Raw genomic sequence first — 14,423 nt, 5'->3', positions numbered from 1 at the left:
CTGAAATTAAGCTACCGAACCTTGGCAACTGCTTCCGGCGCCAGCCGTGCAACCGTAGCAGTGTTGTGAAATAACAATGTTGCGTCCTTCCAATAGGTCTTCATTGAAATCTGAAATGTGCTTAACCTTACTGTTTACGGGTAATTCCAGCATTTGGTTAAAATCACAATCGTATAAATAGCCGTCCCAACTTACGGAAAGGGTGTTTGTGCACATCACGTTTTTTACCGCAGCCGGATTGTAAGCCTCAACCAAAGCGTACATATAATCTTCGTAGTTTTCAGAAGCAATCAAATAATCTAAAAATCTGGAAATGGGTAGGTTGGTGATAGCGAATAAATTATGAAATTGAATATTGAAATCTTCCTTTAAAGCCTTTTTAAAATCTTTTTCCATTGTAGTTTGATTGGCTGGCAAAAACGCACCGGAGGGATTGTAAACTAAATCCAATTTTAAGTTGCTATTGGGCATGCCATAGCCAACATCGTTCAGCATTTTTAAAGCTTCGACAGAGGCGTTGAAAACACCATCGCCACGCTGTTTGTCGGTTTTTCCGCGTGTCCAGTGTGGCATCGAGCTCACAACGTGTACATTGTGTTTTTTAAAAAAATCGGGTAAATCGTAATATTTTTTATTGGCGCGGATGATGGTGAGGTTGGAGCGTACAATAAAATCTTTGATGCCCGCTTTTGAAGCTTCTTCAACAAACCACCTAAAATTGGGATTCATTTCTGGAGCACCGCCGGTTAAATCTAAAGTATGTGCGCTCGTGTTTTTTATCACTTCCAAACATTGCTGCATGGTGTCGCGCGTCATGATTTCTTTGCGGTCTGGCCCAGCATCAACGTGGCAATGCGTACAAACTTGGTTGCACATATAACCTACATTTATTTGAAGGATTTCCAGTTTTTTTGCTTTTAACGGAAATTGGTTCGTCTCGGAAATTTTATCTTTAAAAGTTGGCAAATCGCCATTTTGAAATATACCGTTCGATAAGATTTCCAACTGTTTGTTGCTTTTTGCTAAATCGCTGTTGCGCTTGTGTAGGGATTTGATCATATTTCAATTTACGACATACGATTTAAGATATACGATTTAGAAAGCATTCTGAAATCATAATTCTCAAATCGTAATTCGATTTACATATCCAACTTATTCACTTTATTCATCATTTGCACGCCGTGAACCAGCGATGCACCACCTTTAATGGCCGCGCCAACGTGCAGGGCTTCCATCATTTCTTCTTTGGTAATGCCACGTTGCAGTCCGTCTTGTGTGTAGGCATCGATGCAATAAGGGCATTGCTCGGTGTGCGCCACAGCAAGGGCGATTAATGATTTTTCGCGTTCGGTGAGTGCACCTTCTTTAAAAACCGAGTTGTAATACTCGAAGAATTTTTCGCCCAACTCGGGACTCCACTCGCTAATTTTTCCGAATTTTTTTAAATCGGAAGGATCGTAGTATGTTTTTTGCATGGGTTAGTTTTTTAGACTAAATATATAAATATGTAGACAATAGGTCGGCAGTTTTAGAAAGACTTAACAGAAACGGGTGGTTTTTTGCTATTTTGAATTTAGAAAGAAGGAAGCGGTTGAACTTGTTGTAAGTGTTATGGGTTTAGAAACCAACAGGTTGTCGGTTTTGTTTTATAACTTTTTTATGCTGCTGAATTCATAGAAATCTTAAAAGGCATAACTGTTGCCGTTTTCCATTTTCAGAATACCGCTTACGGCGCCTTCTTTACCGTATGTAATGATGCGCTCCAGAATAAGTTCTTTAGCCTTGGCAGCTTACATGGTTTTTAGTTCATTAGTAAAATGGGCTATGCCTTTAATGGTTTTGTCGCCAACAATCTCCCAAACGATGTCGTCAGCAGCACTTTCAATCAATAGATTGGAATGACCTTGAGCAAAAGCGATATTGATGTCTTTTAGGAATTCCTGCTTTGGAGAATTGCCGCAGTTTGGTTTGGTCGTGATTTTGGTCATTCGTAAAATTGATTTTACAGTTTTTCGTTCAAGTCTTGTCGTTCCACAATAGCATGATTTCTACCGTGTTGTCATTCATTTTGAAATAAATACTGTCCACTCCGCAAACACAGCGTCTGTATCCTTTTTTGAGATAATCAAAGGACTCGAAGGAAAACGGCCGTTCCGCAATAATGTCGAAGTATTTGAAAAAGGATTCAAAATATTTGTCGGCTTGATGTGTTCCAAACTTTTTGACATCGTAATGATGAATACGGATTAAGTCATTTTTGGCTTCATTGCTCAGCCGGTATTTAGCCATTTAGCAAAGACTTTGATTGGGCTAAAATGTCGTCTTTGCTGTCTTCGGTAAATCCGTTTTTTTCGGCTTTATCCAATTTGGCGCGAATCCAATCGATTTCCGCTTGTTGCTTTCGGGCTTGCCTTATCAAGTCGTTTACCAATTCGCTTTTGCTGGAATATTCTTTGTTGTCCACTTGGTCTTTTAGCCAATCGTCGTTCGGTTTGGTAAATGAAATACTTTGTCGTGCCATGACTTTGAGTTTTGATGTAAATATACACCAAAAATGAATCATTAACAAGTTGGTTTTTATGGTTAATTGCTGATTTACGTGATGTTGTGGCTAAGCTAAGGGTTATATGGGGCTTACGTTAATGTGTTTTAGGTCATCATATTCAAACTCTCCATTGTTATTTATGTAAAAATTTAAGTAACAATCCCAGCCTTGAAAACGGATATCTCTAATTGAATACCAGTAATTACGTTCAAATTCGAACGGAAAATGGTGTTGGAGATTGCTGTCATTAGGTTTTTCCAGAATCCAGTAATAATATTTGTTTATGGAGTGAAAATTTAATTGGTTTTTATAATCAAAATGTTGTCCATTTAGAAGGTGTTTTTCTTCACCGTTTTCGTAAAAAGAAGTTATGTTTTTGCCTTTTATTTTTAGTCTAGCTTTTTCTTTAACGGAGTAAAGATGTGGGAATTGATTGTTGGTGTTATTAAAGGTATTGTCTTTTATTTTGGATATAACAATTTCACTTCTAATACCTCCTTTTATAAAAATTCCCTTTTCGTCGATTTCAATATTTTTTTTACAAGAAATGGTTAATATAATTATAGTTAATGCTAATCTTTTCATTTGAGAATTGGTGGAAGTGTTTTTAGTATAGTGGACAGTTGAGACTATTAATTGTTGAGCTTTGTTTTATTGTTTTTTAAGTGGGTTTTTATGTTCAGGTTTCAGTTCAACTTGTGAATCAGTAAATTCAATAGCATTTAGGTCGGTTTTCAGGCTCCAAAGGGTTTCCGTCATAAATTTGTCCAAATCATCTGATATTTCCATTTTTATCTTTTTCAATCAATTATATCTGCTCAGAATTAATCCAATTCCATTTTTTTATTCTTGAAAAATATTTGTCTTTATGTTCATAAGACTTTATAAAGTCAAACTCAGGTTTTGCAAAATTCTTTTTAAAAATGTTTTTGAATGCTCCCATTTTATTTTGTGTGTCTAAAGGATGGTAGTATTTCACTTATAAAACCCTACTCCCGAATCAAACTCCGCGAAATCACAATTTTCTGTATTTCAGAAGTGCCCTCATAAATCTGGGTGATTTTAGCATCGCGCATGAGGCGTTCCACGTGGTATTCCTTAACAAAACCGTTACCGCCGTGTATTTGAACGGCTTCAACGGTGTGGTCCATAGCTACTTGCGAAGCGTACAGTTTGGCCATGGCACTGCTTTTGTCGTAGCTTTGGCCTTGGTCTTTGTCCCATGCCGCTTTCATGACCAACATTCGGGCGGCCTCAATATCGGTGTACATATCGGCCAACTTAAACGCAATGGCTTGGTGATTGCAAATTTCGGTACCAAAAGCTTTCCGTTGTTTCGAATATTTAAGGGCGAGTTCGTAAGCCCCGCCGGCAATGCCCAAAGCCTGTGCCGCAATACCAATACGTCCGCCAGAAAGGGTTTTCATCGCAAATCGGAATCCCGAACCATTGGGGCCAATACGTTGCGTTTTTGGCACTTTTACATCATTAAACTGTAGTGTATGCGTGTCGCTGCCACGGATGCCCAATTTATCTTCTTTCGGACCAATGTGAAACCCTTCGATGCCTTTTTCAATAATAAACGCGTTGATGCCGTGCGAACCTTTGTCGCGGTCGGTTTGCGCAATCACGATATATACATCGGCGCGGCCGCCATTGGTAATCCAGTTTTTGGTGCCGTTAATGAGGTAGTGGTCGCCTTTGTCGATAGCCGTGGTGCGTTGCGAAGTAGCATCGCTGCCCGCTTCGGGTTCGCTTAAACAGAAAGCGCCAACAAATTCGCCAGTGGCCAGCTTGGTGAGGTATTTCTCTTTCTGTTCTTCGGTACCGTAGGCTTCTAAACCGTAGCATACCAACGAATTATTAACCGAAACAATCACCGAGGCCGAGGCGTCAATTTTAGATAACTCTTCCATGATCAACACATACGAAATCGTGTCCATGCCGCTGCCGCCGTATTTCGGGTCGACCATAACGCCCATAAAACCCAAATCCCCCATTTTTTTGACTAATTCTTTTGGGAAATGTTGTTTTTCATCGCGCTCAATAACGCCGGGCAGTAATTCGTTTTGGGCAAAATCGCGAGCGGCATCACGAATTAATTTATGTTCTTCGGAAAGGTTGAAATTCATAATTGATAAAATTTTTGCGTTTTCACTGAAAATTATCTGTAAATATAACTTTTTGTTGTTAATTATTTAATCGCTTTGTTATTTTTGTCGGGTATGGTAAAAAATGAATATCACGTTGTAGGGGTCATGTCTGGCACCTCGTTGGATGGCATCGATTTGGTTGAGGTCAAATTTTATTTTGATGGGTTATGGCGTTTTGAAATGCTGAATTCGGAAACACTTCCGTACCCTGAAAAATGGCAGGAAACATTAGCGACGTTAGTGTCGTGCTCAATGGAAGAACTGTCTAAAATTGATGCCGATTACACCGAATATTTGGCGGGTGTTATTAAAACATTTATACAAAAGCATGAAATAGAAAACCTTGACGCGGTATGTTCGCACGGGCATACGGCATTGCATCAACCCGAAAAAAAACTCACACTTCAAATTGGGAATCTTCCTAAATTGGCCAAATTGTTGAACGAAACGGTGGTGTGCGATTTTAGGGTACAGGATGTGGAGCTGGGCGGACAGGGAGCACCGTTGGTTCCGATTGGCGACCGATTGTTGTTTTCAGAATTTGATTATTGTTTGAACTTGGGCGGTTTTGCCAATATTTCCACCGAAATTCATGAAGAACGGATTGCTTACGATATTTGTCCCGTAAACATCGTGTTGAACCACTATGTTCGAAAATTGAATCTTGATTTTGATGACGGCGGAAAAATCGCTTCAACGGGAAACATAAATACTTCGCTTTTAGAAGAATTGAATAGGCTTCAGTTTTATGCTGAAAATCCACCGAAATCTTTGGGTTTGGAATGGGTGAAAAAAGAAATCCTCCCTGTAATTGATGGCTATGATTTGGAAATAAAAAATATTCTGAGAACGGTTGTAGAGCATATCGCGATTCAAATCACTTCAGAAGTCACTTCAAAAAAAGAAGCTACCGTTTTAATTACCGGCGGCGGTGCTTACAATCAATGTTTAGTGGACAGAATTCGGTCGCTTTCCAGCCAAAAAATAGTCATTCCCGAAAAGAAGTTGGTCGAATTTAAGGAAGCTCTCATATTTGGGTTTCTGGGTGTGTTAAAACTGCGCAACGAAGTCAATTGCCTTAAAAGCGTAACCGGTGCGTTAAAAAATCACAGTTCAGGTAAGATTTTTTGGTCTTAAAACTTTATGAAAATTTAATATCCACGGGGGCTTTTAGTTTGTTATATTTGTTGCAATTTAATTTAAACTTTCTATAAAAATGAATCAATTGTAGCTGCGTTTTGCTAAACTTTTCAGGAAAACAAAACACATTATGCACAAAAAGATTCAAAAACATAGAAATGAAAGAATTATTAAAAAAGTACGAAAATAAAGCTCCCGAAATTGTTTTTAACTGGAAGGATCCGGAAACGGAAGCTGAAGGTTGGACAGTAATCAATTCATTACGGGGCGGTGCTGCTGGCGGAGGAACACGAATGCGTGAAGGGCTGGATATGAACGAGGTGCTGTCGCTGGCAAAAACCATGGAAATTAAATTTACGGTTTCCGGTCCGTCCATTGGAGGTGCTAAATCGGGCATTAATTTCAACCCGAACGACCCTAGGAAAAAAGGGGTGTTGGAGCGTTGGTACGCAGCAGTGTCTCCTTTATTGAAAAGCTATTACGGCACGGGTGGCGATTTAAATGTTGATGAAACCCACGAGGTGATACCCATCACTGAGGAGAGCGGTGTTTGGCATCCGCAGGAAGGGGTATTCAATGGGCATTTTAAGCCAACCGAAGCCGATAAAATAAATAGAATTGGACAGTTACGCCAAGGAGTGATTAAGGTGATTGAAAACCCAGATTACTCGCCCAATGTGTCTAGGAAATATACCATTGCCGATATGATTACCGGTTTTGGGGTGGCCGAGGCCGTAAAGCAATATTACCATATTTACGGCGGGTCGGTAGTTGGAAAACGCGCCGTTGTACAGGGTTTTGGAAATGTGGGAGCGGCTGCAGCGTTTTATTTGTCTCAAATGGGAGCCAAGATTGTAGGGATAATCGATGCTGGTGGCGGATTGATAAATGAGGATGGTTTTTCGTTTGAAGAGATAAAGGATTTGTTTCTTGCCAAAAAAGGAAATACATTAGTCGCCGAAAATTTAATTCCGTTTACGGAAATCAATAAAAAAATATGGTCGTTGCAAACCGAAATCTTTGCGCCTTGTGCGGCATCGCGATTAATAACCATCCATCAAATAGACAAAATGATTGATAGTGGTTTAGAGGTGATATCTTGCGGAGCTAATGTACCTTTTGCCGATAAGGAAATTTTCTTTGGGCCAATAATGGAACATACTGATTACAAAGTAAGCTTAATTCCCGATTTTATTTCAAACTGTGGTATGGCCAGGGTGTTTGCCTATTTTATGGAGCGTAAAGTGCAAATGACCGATGAGGCCATTTTTTATGATACTTCAAAACGAATTAAAGAAGCAATACAAAATATTTACAATAACAATAAATCAAAAACAGGAATGAGCGCTACCGCATATCAAATAGCGCTTAACCAACTTATTTAAATTAAAGCTATGTTGAAATACTTTTTAGGCAACAGTCCCAAATGGTTTAAGTTAACCATGATCAGTTTTTTAATCTTCAATGTGTTTTCCTTTTATGTACTGGGGAAAACGGTAACCTCTTGGATATTTATTGGTGAATTCATTTTTACTTTGGCCATGGCGCTAAAGTGTTACCCATTGCAATCGGGTGGTTTACTGGCCATTGAAGCGTTAGTACTGGGCCTAACAACACCGCATAATGCTTACCATGAAGTGGATCAAAACTTAGAAGTAATCTTGCTACTTGTGTTTATGGTAGCCGGTATTTATTTTATGAAGCCACTGTTAATGTATATTTTCAGTAAGGTGTTCACCAAAATAAAATCGAAATTGGTGCTATCGTTGCTGTTTGTGTTTTTGTCGGCAGTATTGTCGGCTTTTTTGGATGCATTAACGGTAACGGCCGTTTTAATTAGTGTTGCCGTTGGGTTTTATGGTGTTTACCACAAAATTCATTCGAGCGAAACAGCTGATTTTAATGATAGTGGTGTAATAGATAAAAAAGAACTTAGTGGTGACACTTTAGAGCAATTCCGAAGCTTTTTGCGTAGTTTGGTTATGCACGGTGTGGTAGGTACGGCTCTTGGAGGGGTTTGTACTTTGGTAGGTGAACCACAAAACTTATTGATTGGTGAACGTATGGGTTGGGACTTTATTCAGTTTTTCTTAAAGATGGCGCCCATTACCATTCCGGTATTGTTTGCAGGTATGGCAACAACCGTAGTTTTAGAACTAACAGGTGCTTTTGGTTTTGGTGCTAAATTGCCACCTGTTGTGGACAACATCATTAAGAATTATACAGAAGAACAGGACCGTATCCGTACCGATAAGGAAAAGTATGCTTTAAAGGTGCAAGGCATTGCAGCTGTATTACTAATTACTGGTTTAGCATTGCATTTGGCACCAGTAGGTTTTATTGGTTTGGCATTGATTATTTTCCAAACAGCTTTCATTGGGATTATTGACGAGCACCAATTAGGTCATGCCTTCGAGGAAGCATTGCCATTTACGGGTCTTTTGGTTGTATTCTTTGTGATTGTGGCCATGATTCACGATCAGCACTTGTTCAGCCCTATTATTCACTGGGCATTAGAGCAAAATCCAGCTTCACAACCAGGATTATTCTACTTAGCCAACGGGGTGCTTTCTGCTATTAGTGATAACGTTTTTGTGGCAACCGTTTATATTGGTGAAGTACAGGAGGCTTTTAAAAGTGGCGCTATCGATAGAGAGCATTTCGAAAAATTGGCCATAGCCATTAACACAGGTACTAACTTGCCTAGTGTGGCAACACCAAACGGACAGGCCGCGTTTTTGTTCTTGTTAACGTCAACTTTAGCACCACTTATTAATCTGTCCTATGGGAAAATGGTAAAAATGGCCTTGCCTTATACCATAGTTTTAGGAGGATTGGGATATATTATGGTAAAAATGGTATTAGTATAATTTACCCAGTAATTTTTCGTTACCTATATTAAAGAAAAAATAAACATGTTAATGCAAAATACACAGGAAGCGGCAGAACTGCCACTAGATGGTGAGTCTGTTGAAAAAACATTATCCATTATTGAATTGATTAGTAGTGGAGGCGTGGCCGGACAAGTTATAATAGCTGTTTTGTTTTTATTGCTTGTTAGTGCCATCTATATTTACTTTGAACGCATTTTTGCAATTAAGGCCGCATCGAACGTCGATGCCAATTTCATGAACCAAATAAAGGATCATGTAAGTAATGGCAAAATTGATTCGGCACAAATGCTTTGCGCTCAGGTAAATTCGCCAGTTTCACGCTTAATTGGAAAAGGTATTTCACGAATAGGAAAGCCGTTAGCCGACATCAACACCGCTATTGAAAATGCAGGCCGATTGGAAATTTATGGGCTCGAAAAAAACATCAGTATTCTGGCAACCATTTCGGGCGCAGCGCCCATGATTGGGTTTCTTGGTACGGTAATTGGTATGATTCTAGCCATATTCGAATTGGCCAATGCCGGAGGAACCATTCAAATGGATGTGTTGGCCAGCGGACTTTACACCGCTATGACCACTACGGTTGCGGGTTTAATTGTAGGTATTGTGGCTTATATGGCATACAACCATTTGGTTGTGAAGACCGATAAGGTGGTGTATAAAATGGAGGCCAATTCGTTGGAGTTTTTAGATCACCTAAACGAACCGACTTAATATGAATTTTAGAGGAAGAAATAAAGTTACGCCAGAATTCAATATGTCGTCCATGACGGATATTGTATTCTTGCTGCTTATCTTTTTTATGATTGCTTCTACTTTGGTAACTACCAATGCGATTGATATTTTGTTGCCAAAAGCTAGCGGAAAGACCGAAAACAAAAAATCGGTTGCCGTAAGTATCAAAAAAGATTTGACCTATTATATCGACCAAAAAAGGGTTGGGGAGAGTGTGCTTGAAAATGAATTGTTGGCGGCATTGTCTGCAGAAGAAAAACCCACCATTGTACTTCGCGCGGAAAAATCGGTGCCGGTTGAAAATGTGGTTAAGGTGATGGATATCGCGAACAGAAACAAGTTCAAAGTGATATTGGCCGTAAAACCGCAATAAACAGGTTTCTTTTCTTCTGAAAATGACCTTGTGACCATCGCAAAAACATAAACTCATGAAGTTTTTTAAAACCAAACACGAAAGAAACTCGGCTAAGTTAACCGCATTGATTACGGTTATTTTAGTGCTGTTGTTGTTTGTTGTTGGTACAAAATATATGGATCCGCCAGAAGAATACGGTGTAGCCGTAAATTTTGGTAATTCAAATGTGGGCAGTGGCAATGTGCAGCCTTTAAAACCTGTAAAATCTGAACCGAAGGAAATTGAAGAGCCCCCGCAGCCCGATGTTTCAAAAGCAGAACCCGTACCTGCTAAAACTTCCGAAGTAAAAGAAGAGGTGCTTACAGCCGATAATGTTGAAGAAATAGCCATAAAAAAACAAAAAGAAGCTGAAGCTAAGGCAAAAGCCATTGCAGAAGCCAAAGCGAAAGCAGAAGCTGAAAGAATCGCGAAGGAAAAGCGCGAACAGGAAGAAAAAAAGAAAAAACTGGATGCGCTAATTGGTGGAGTAAGTAAATCTGAAGGCTCAGAAACGGGTAGTGAAGGCAATGATAATAAAGCAGGAGATAAAGGTCAATTGGACGGCAACCCCTATGCGCCCAGTTATTTTGGCGGACAAGGCTCTGGAAGCGGAGGTGTTGGCTACGGGCTCAATGGCCGCGGAAGGGCTTCTTTCCAAAGGCTTAAACAGGATTGCAATGAATCCGGAATGGTTATCGTAAAAATAATTGTTAACCAAAGTGGCAATGTTATTGAGGCAACCCCAGGGGTCAGAGGAACAACGAACACCGCCGAATGTTTGCTCCAACCAGCTAAAAAAATCGCCCTATCTCACAAATGGCCGGCCGATCCTAACGCGCCTACGCGTCAAATCGGTTTCGTTAGTGTTAACTTCCAACTTAGCCAGTAATCATAAAATGACATACCAAAACACATTGGATTGGATGTTTGCGCAACTTCCCATGTACCAGCGTCAGGGCAGTTCGGCATTCAAAAAAGATTTGTCCAACACCCATAAATTAGCTCAACACTTAAACTTCCCCGAAAGAGATTTCAAATCCATTCATGTGGCGGGTACCAATGGGAAAGGCTCCACAAGCCATATGTTGGCTTCCGTTTTACAGGAGGCAGGCTATAAGGTGGGACTTTATACTTCGCCGCATTTAAAGGATTTTAGGGAACGCATAAAGATTAACGGTAAGGAGGTCAGCGAATCTTTTGTAGTCGATTTTATCGAGCAGAACAAGTCGTTTTTTGAAGCCAATAACTTGTCGTTTTTCGAAATGACCGTGGGCATGGCCTTTAAATATTTTTCAGAGGAAAAGGTTGATGTGGCCGTTGTTGAAGTGGGTATGGGCGGTAGGTTGGATTCAACTAATATTATTACGCCCGAGGTGTCTGTAATCACCAATATCGGATTGGACCACACCCAGTTTTTAGGTACTACACTTCGAGAAATCGCTTTTGAAAAAGGCGGTATTATAAAATCCGATGTGCCTGTAGTCATTGGCGAAACACAGGAGGAAACCGAACCTGTTTTTAAAGAATTGGCGGTAAAGAATAATTCTTCAATGACATTCGCCGATCAACAAAATAACAAAGTATATACTTCCGATTTGGTGGGAACCTATCAACAGAAAAATATAAAAACCGTTGTTGAGGCTTTAAAGGTAATGGCTGATAGAGGGTTCGGTATTTCAGAAGAACATATTTCAGAAGGGTTACTTAATGTGATTAAAAACACAGGGCTTTTGGGCCGTTGGCAGGTTTTGCAAACCAAACCCAAAGTAGTTTGCGATACGGGGCATAACCGAGATGGTTTAAGTTTTGTGATGCAACAAATCAATTCTGAAAATTACAATCGCTTGCATATTGTTTTTGGGGTAGTAAATGACAAGGATTTAAATTCTATTGTAGATTTATTACCTCGAAATGCAACCTATTATTTCTGCAAACCAGATATTCCACGTGGACTGGAAGCCGAAGTGTTAAAAGAGCGGTTTATGCCATTTGGATTGATAGGTAAGGCTTACGGTTCTGTTAATGAGGCTTATAAAAAGGCTTTAAAACAAGCGGACAATGATGATTTTATTTTTGTTGGTGGCAGTACATTTGTGGTAGCAGAAATAATTTAAAAATTTTTCAAAAAAAGTTTTTGCAGAATGAAAATCTAGTTTATATTTGCACACGCTAACAGCAAGGGCGCGTAGCTCAGTTGGTTCAGAGCACTTGGTTTACACCCAAGGGGTCAGGGGTTCGAATCCCTTCGCGCCCACTTTAAAATCTCAAAGTTTGTCACTTTGAGATTTTTTTTTATGCTTAAATTTAGCTTGTCAATTGCGTTACTTTTTCTCAATCCTTCTGCTAAATGAACTTTAATAGTATTAAAAATACCTACAAAGAAATATTTAAATCTTATGATGCCCCATCATTAGAAGAACATATAAAAAAGATAGTTGAATTGGATGCTTTTTTACCGTATGGTTCAACTTTTTTTTGTGTTACAAACACCCAAGAATTGGCTTTTGAATATGTGAGTAAAAATTATTCTGCTTGCCTAGGCTTGGATAGTGCTACTTTACAGGCTAAAGGGATGCGCTATTTCTGGAGTAAGATTCACCCAGACGACTTGGAGGCGTGGCTAAAAGCACTGAATGATTTGATGGCGTTTACGCTTAGCGAAATCGATTTGAACGACCGGGGGAAAATGAGCTACACTTGGAATTACCGATTTAAAAACAATTCGGATGAATATGTAAATATCATCCAGAACACCACGCCCTTGGAGTTTGATTTGAACGAAAAGCCCATTGTTGGGTTGGCCCATTATACGGTGCTTTCGGGCGAATTGAAGTTGCCCATAACAGCATCTGCTAAGTTGCTAAACAGCAAAAATGAATACGAAACAGTGTATTATAGCAACCTTTCGCAAAAACTTCTGTCGGATGGAGTAAGTCATAGAGAGCGCGACATTATCCGGTTGTTGGCGTTGAATTATTCCAGTAAACAAATTGCTGAAAAACTTGGCATAAGCCCCAATACGGTTGATACGCACCGAAGAAATATTTTAAAGAAACTGAATATTTCATCTACGGGTGAATTGGTAGGCATGCTAAAATCCAACAAAACGTTTTTATTCTGATAAAAATACTCAAATTGAGTATTGCCTCCTGTTCAATATTTGCGGATCTTTGTTCTGCTATTAATTAATTTCTTAGGGAGATTATTTTCTGAAGTGTCTTAAAAAGTGAACCCGCTTTTTGGGGCACTTTTTCCTTTAGGTTAAATAATATCCAAAACCCGCTCCAAAGCCATCCCGCGAGAACCTTTAATTAAAATTGTACCGTTTTTAATTTGTGAAATACTGAAATCAGATTCAAAATCTGAAAAGGATTTGTACTGTTTTGCTTTTTTGGAATCGATGGCGGATTTATAAAAATTCTCACCCACAAAGAAAATAGAATCAATATCCATTGAAACAGCTAAATCCGCAATGTTTTGGTGTTCTTGTTTGGCTTCGTTGCCCAATTCAAACATATCGCCCAAAATGGCTATTTTGTAGCCTTCTTGTTTTTCAAAATTGTTCAATGCGGCGGTCATGCTGGTCGGGTTGGCATTGTAGGCATCTAAAATAATTTTATTTGTACCTTTTACAATAATTTGAGAACGGTTATTGGATGGGATATAATTTTCAATCGCTTTTTTTATCAGTTGATCTTCCACTTTAAAATAATGGCCAATGGCAATGGCAGCAGATATATTATTAAAATTGTAATCGCCAATAAGTTTGCTTGCTATATCCAAGTCGTTAAAAGTGGATTTTACAAAAGGTTGGGCGTTTTTGAATTCAATAGTGACGTCAGAAATGTCGTTTAAATGTCCAAAAGAAAATATCGAGGCCTTTTTGGTTTTTTCAACTTGTATGGCATCATTGGCATTCACAAAAATGGTTTTGTGGTTCGCGATAAGATAATTATACATTTCACTCTTGCCTTTTATAACTCCATCAACGCCCCCAAAACCTTCTAAATGGGCTTTGCCGAAATTAGTGATGTAGCCATAGTCCGGTTGGGCAATGCTGCATAAAAACTCAATTTCTTTTTGATGATTGGCGCCCATTTCAACAATACCTATTTCAGTATCCTTGGTCATAGAAAGTAAGGTTAACGGAACGCCAATATGGTTGTTTAAATTACCTATGGTGGCCGTAGTCTTGAATTTTTGTGAAAGTACCGCGTTTATCAGTTCTTTGGTGGTGGTTTTGCCGTTACTTCCCGTCAAGGCAATAATAGGAATGTTCAAAAACGCTCTGTGGAATGAAGCCAATTGTTGTAGTGTTTCCAAGACATTGTCGACTAAAACCGTTTTTTCTGAAGAAAGGAATTCTTCTTCATCAATGATAGCGTAAGCAGCGCCAAGTTCCAATGCTTTTTCTGCGTAACTGTTACCATTAAAGTTTTCGCCTTTTAGGGCAAAAAACATATCGTTGGGTTTTATTTTCCGTGTATCGGTATTGGCGGCGTTGCAGTTTAAAAATAGGCGGTGGATTGCTTTTATTTCCAATGATGATGCGGTTTTATTTG

General features: G+C 39.2%; 17 protein-coding genes and 1 tRNA gene. 9 read left to right on the top strand and 9 right to left on the bottom strand.

The genetic code is table 11. The features are described 5' to 3' along the window. Positions 1-6: 6 nt before the first annotated feature. The 8 genes from arsS to ABI125_15825 form a co-directional block, all read right to left on the bottom strand. On the bottom strand, positions 7-1,059 hold the full coding sequence (arsS, locus tag ABI125_15860; protein ID XCF06181.1) for an arsenosugar biosynthesis radical SAM (seleno)protein ArsS: 1,053 nt from the start codon (positions 1,057-1,059) through the stop codon (positions 7-9). Between the two features lie 80 nt (positions 1,060-1,139). Further along, positions 1,140-1,475, bottom strand: a complete 336-nt coding sequence (locus ABI125_15855) for an arsenosugar biosynthesis-associated peroxidase-like protein (protein ID XCF06180.1) — start codon at positions 1,473-1,475, stop codon at positions 1,140-1,142. Positions 1,476-1,790: 315 nt separating this feature from the next. Further along, positions 1,791-1,988, bottom strand: coding sequence for a hypothetical protein (locus ABI125_15850; GenBank protein ID XCF06179.1), 198 nt, complete (start codon positions 1,986-1,988; stop codon positions 1,791-1,793). A 28-nt stretch (positions 1,989-2,016) separates the two neighbouring features. Then, entirely contained in the window at positions 2,017-2,289 is a 273-nt protein-coding gene (locus ABI125_15845; protein ID XCF06178.1) for a type II toxin-antitoxin system RelE/ParE family toxin, read from the bottom strand. Next, positions 2,282-2,521 carry a CopG family transcriptional regulator gene (locus ABI125_15840; protein XCF06177.1) on the bottom strand — a complete coding sequence of 80 codons (240 nt, stop codon included), beginning with the start codon at positions 2,519-2,521 and terminating at the stop codon, positions 2,282-2,284. The genes ABI125_15845 and ABI125_15840 overlap by 8 nt, the downstream gene beginning before the upstream one ends. Positions 2,522-2,623: 102 nt before the next feature. Further along, positions 2,624-3,130: a hypothetical protein gene (locus ABI125_15835; protein XCF06176.1), complete on the bottom strand. Its 507-nt coding sequence runs from the start codon at positions 3,128-3,130 to the stop codon at positions 2,624-2,626. Positions 3,131-3,196: 66 nt separating this feature from the next. Continuing rightward, entirely contained in the window at positions 3,197-3,334 is a 138-nt protein-coding gene (locus ABI125_15830) for a hypothetical protein (protein XCF06175.1), read from the bottom strand. Between the two features lie 200 nt (positions 3,335-3,534). After that, positions 3,535-4,677, bottom strand: a complete 1,143-nt coding sequence (locus ABI125_15825; GenBank protein ID XCF06174.1) for an acyl-CoA dehydrogenase — start codon at positions 4,675-4,677, stop codon at positions 3,535-3,537. Between the two features lie 93 nt (positions 4,678-4,770). Between ABI125_15825 and ABI125_15820 the strand changes: the two genes are divergently transcribed. The 9 genes from ABI125_15820 (at position 4,771) to ABI125_15780 (ending at position 12,982) form a co-directional block, all read left to right on the top strand. Further along, positions 4,771-5,835 carry an anhydro-N-acetylmuramic acid kinase gene (locus tag ABI125_15820; protein ID XCF06173.1) on the top strand — a complete coding sequence of 355 codons (1,065 nt, stop codon included), beginning with the start codon at positions 4,771-4,773 and terminating at the stop codon, positions 5,833-5,835. Positions 5,836-5,996: 161 nt separating this feature from the next. Further along, entirely contained in the window at positions 5,997-7,223 is a 1,227-nt protein-coding gene (locus ABI125_15815; GenBank protein XCF06172.1) for a Glu/Leu/Phe/Val dehydrogenase dimerization domain-containing protein, read from the top strand. Between the two features lie 9 nt (positions 7,224-7,232). Beyond that, positions 7,233-8,708, top strand: a complete 1,476-nt coding sequence (gene nhaB / locus ABI125_15810) for a sodium/proton antiporter NhaB (GenBank protein ID XCF06171.1) — start codon at positions 7,233-7,235, stop codon at positions 8,706-8,708. A gap of 51 nt (positions 8,709-8,759) precedes the next feature. Continuing rightward, positions 8,760-9,446 (top strand): MotA/TolQ/ExbB proton channel family protein, encoded by a 687-nt coding sequence (locus tag ABI125_15805; protein ID XCF06170.1) that lies wholly within the window; start codon positions 8,760-8,762, stop codon positions 9,444-9,446. A 1-nt stretch (position 9,447) separates the two neighbouring features. Beyond that, positions 9,448-9,840, top strand: a complete 393-nt coding sequence (locus ABI125_15800; protein XCF06169.1) for a biopolymer transporter ExbD — start codon at positions 9,448-9,450, stop codon at positions 9,838-9,840. Positions 9,841-9,895: 55 nt separating this feature from the next. Beyond that, the gene (locus ABI125_15795; GenBank protein ID XCF06168.1) at positions 9,896-10,750 is read left to right on the top strand and encodes an energy transducer TonB; all 855 of its coding nucleotides are present in this window, start codon (positions 9,896-9,898) and stop codon (positions 10,748-10,750) included. A 7-nt stretch (positions 10,751-10,757) separates the two neighbouring features. Continuing rightward, positions 10,758-11,975, top strand: coding sequence for a folylpolyglutamate synthase/dihydrofolate synthase family protein (locus tag ABI125_15790; GenBank protein XCF06167.1), 1,218 nt, complete (start codon positions 10,758-10,760; stop codon positions 11,973-11,975). A gap of 65 nt (positions 11,976-12,040) precedes the next feature. Further along, positions 12,041-12,115: transfer RNA gene (locus ABI125_15785), tRNA-Val, on the top strand. A gap of 93 nt (positions 12,116-12,208) precedes the next feature. Beyond that, a complete protein-coding gene (locus tag ABI125_15780; GenBank protein XCF06166.1) occupies positions 12,209-12,982 on the top strand; it encodes a LuxR C-terminal-related transcriptional regulator in 774 nt (257 codons plus the stop codon). A gap of 140 nt (positions 12,983-13,122) precedes the next feature. On the opposite strand, the gene murF is transcribed toward ABI125_15780, so the two are convergent. Next, positions 13,123-14,403, bottom strand: coding sequence for a UDP-N-acetylmuramoyl-tripeptide--D-alanyl-D-alanine ligase (gene murF, locus ABI125_15775; protein ID XCF06165.1), 1,281 nt, complete (start codon positions 14,401-14,403; stop codon positions 13,123-13,125). Positions 14,404-14,423: the final 20 nt, after the last annotated feature.

This window comes from Tamlana crocina (assembly GCA_040429635.1).
In the GTDB taxonomy this organism is placed as follows: domain Bacteria; phylum Bacteroidota; class Bacteroidia; order Flavobacteriales; family Flavobacteriaceae; genus Flavisericum; species Flavisericum crocinum.
This window is presented reverse-complemented; position numbering and strand designations above follow the sequence as displayed.

Coding starts and splice junctions, on each gene's coding strand:
- arsS (XCF06181.1), bottom strand. CDS start 1,059: ATGATCAAATCCCTACACAAGCGCAACAGCGATTTAGCAAAAAGCAAC.
- ABI125_15855 (XCF06180.1), bottom strand. CDS start 1,475: ATGCAAAAAACATACTACGATCCTTCCGATTTAAAAAAATTCGGAAAA.
- ABI125_15850 (XCF06179.1), bottom strand. CDS start 1,988: ATGACCAAAATCACGACCAAACCAAACTGCGGCAATTCTCCAAAGCAG.
- ABI125_15845 (XCF06178.1), bottom strand. CDS start 2,289: ATGGCTAAATACCGGCTGAGCAATGAAGCCAAAAATGACTTAATCCGT.
- ABI125_15840 (XCF06177.1), bottom strand. CDS start 2,521: ATGGCACGACAAAGTATTTCATTTACCAAACCGAACGACGATTGGCTA.
- ABI125_15835 (XCF06176.1), bottom strand. CDS start 3,130: ATGAAAAGATTAGCATTAACTATAATTATATTAACCATTTCTTGTAAA.
- ABI125_15830 (XCF06175.1), bottom strand. CDS start 3,334: ATGGAAATATCAGATGATTTGGACAAATTTATGACGGAAACCCTTTGG.
- ABI125_15825 (XCF06174.1), bottom strand. CDS start 4,677: ATGAATTTCAACCTTTCCGAAGAACATAAATTAATTCGTGATGCCGCT.
- ABI125_15820 (XCF06173.1), top strand. CDS start 4,771: ATGGTAAAAAATGAATATCACGTTGTAGGGGTCATGTCTGGCACCTCG.
- ABI125_15815 (XCF06172.1), top strand. CDS start 5,997: ATGAAAGAATTATTAAAAAAGTACGAAAATAAAGCTCCCGAAATTGTT.
- nhaB (XCF06171.1), top strand. CDS start 7,233: ATGTTGAAATACTTTTTAGGCAACAGTCCCAAATGGTTTAAGTTAACC.
- ABI125_15805 (XCF06170.1), top strand. CDS start 8,760: ATGCAAAATACACAGGAAGCGGCAGAACTGCCACTAGATGGTGAGTCT.
- ABI125_15800 (XCF06169.1), top strand. CDS start 9,448: ATGAATTTTAGAGGAAGAAATAAAGTTACGCCAGAATTCAATATGTCG.
- ABI125_15795 (XCF06168.1), top strand. CDS start 9,896: ATGAAGTTTTTTAAAACCAAACACGAAAGAAACTCGGCTAAGTTAACC.
- ABI125_15790 (XCF06167.1), top strand. CDS start 10,758: ATGACATACCAAAACACATTGGATTGGATGTTTGCGCAACTTCCCATG.
- ABI125_15780 (XCF06166.1), top strand. CDS start 12,209: ATGAACTTTAATAGTATTAAAAATACCTACAAAGAAATATTTAAATCT.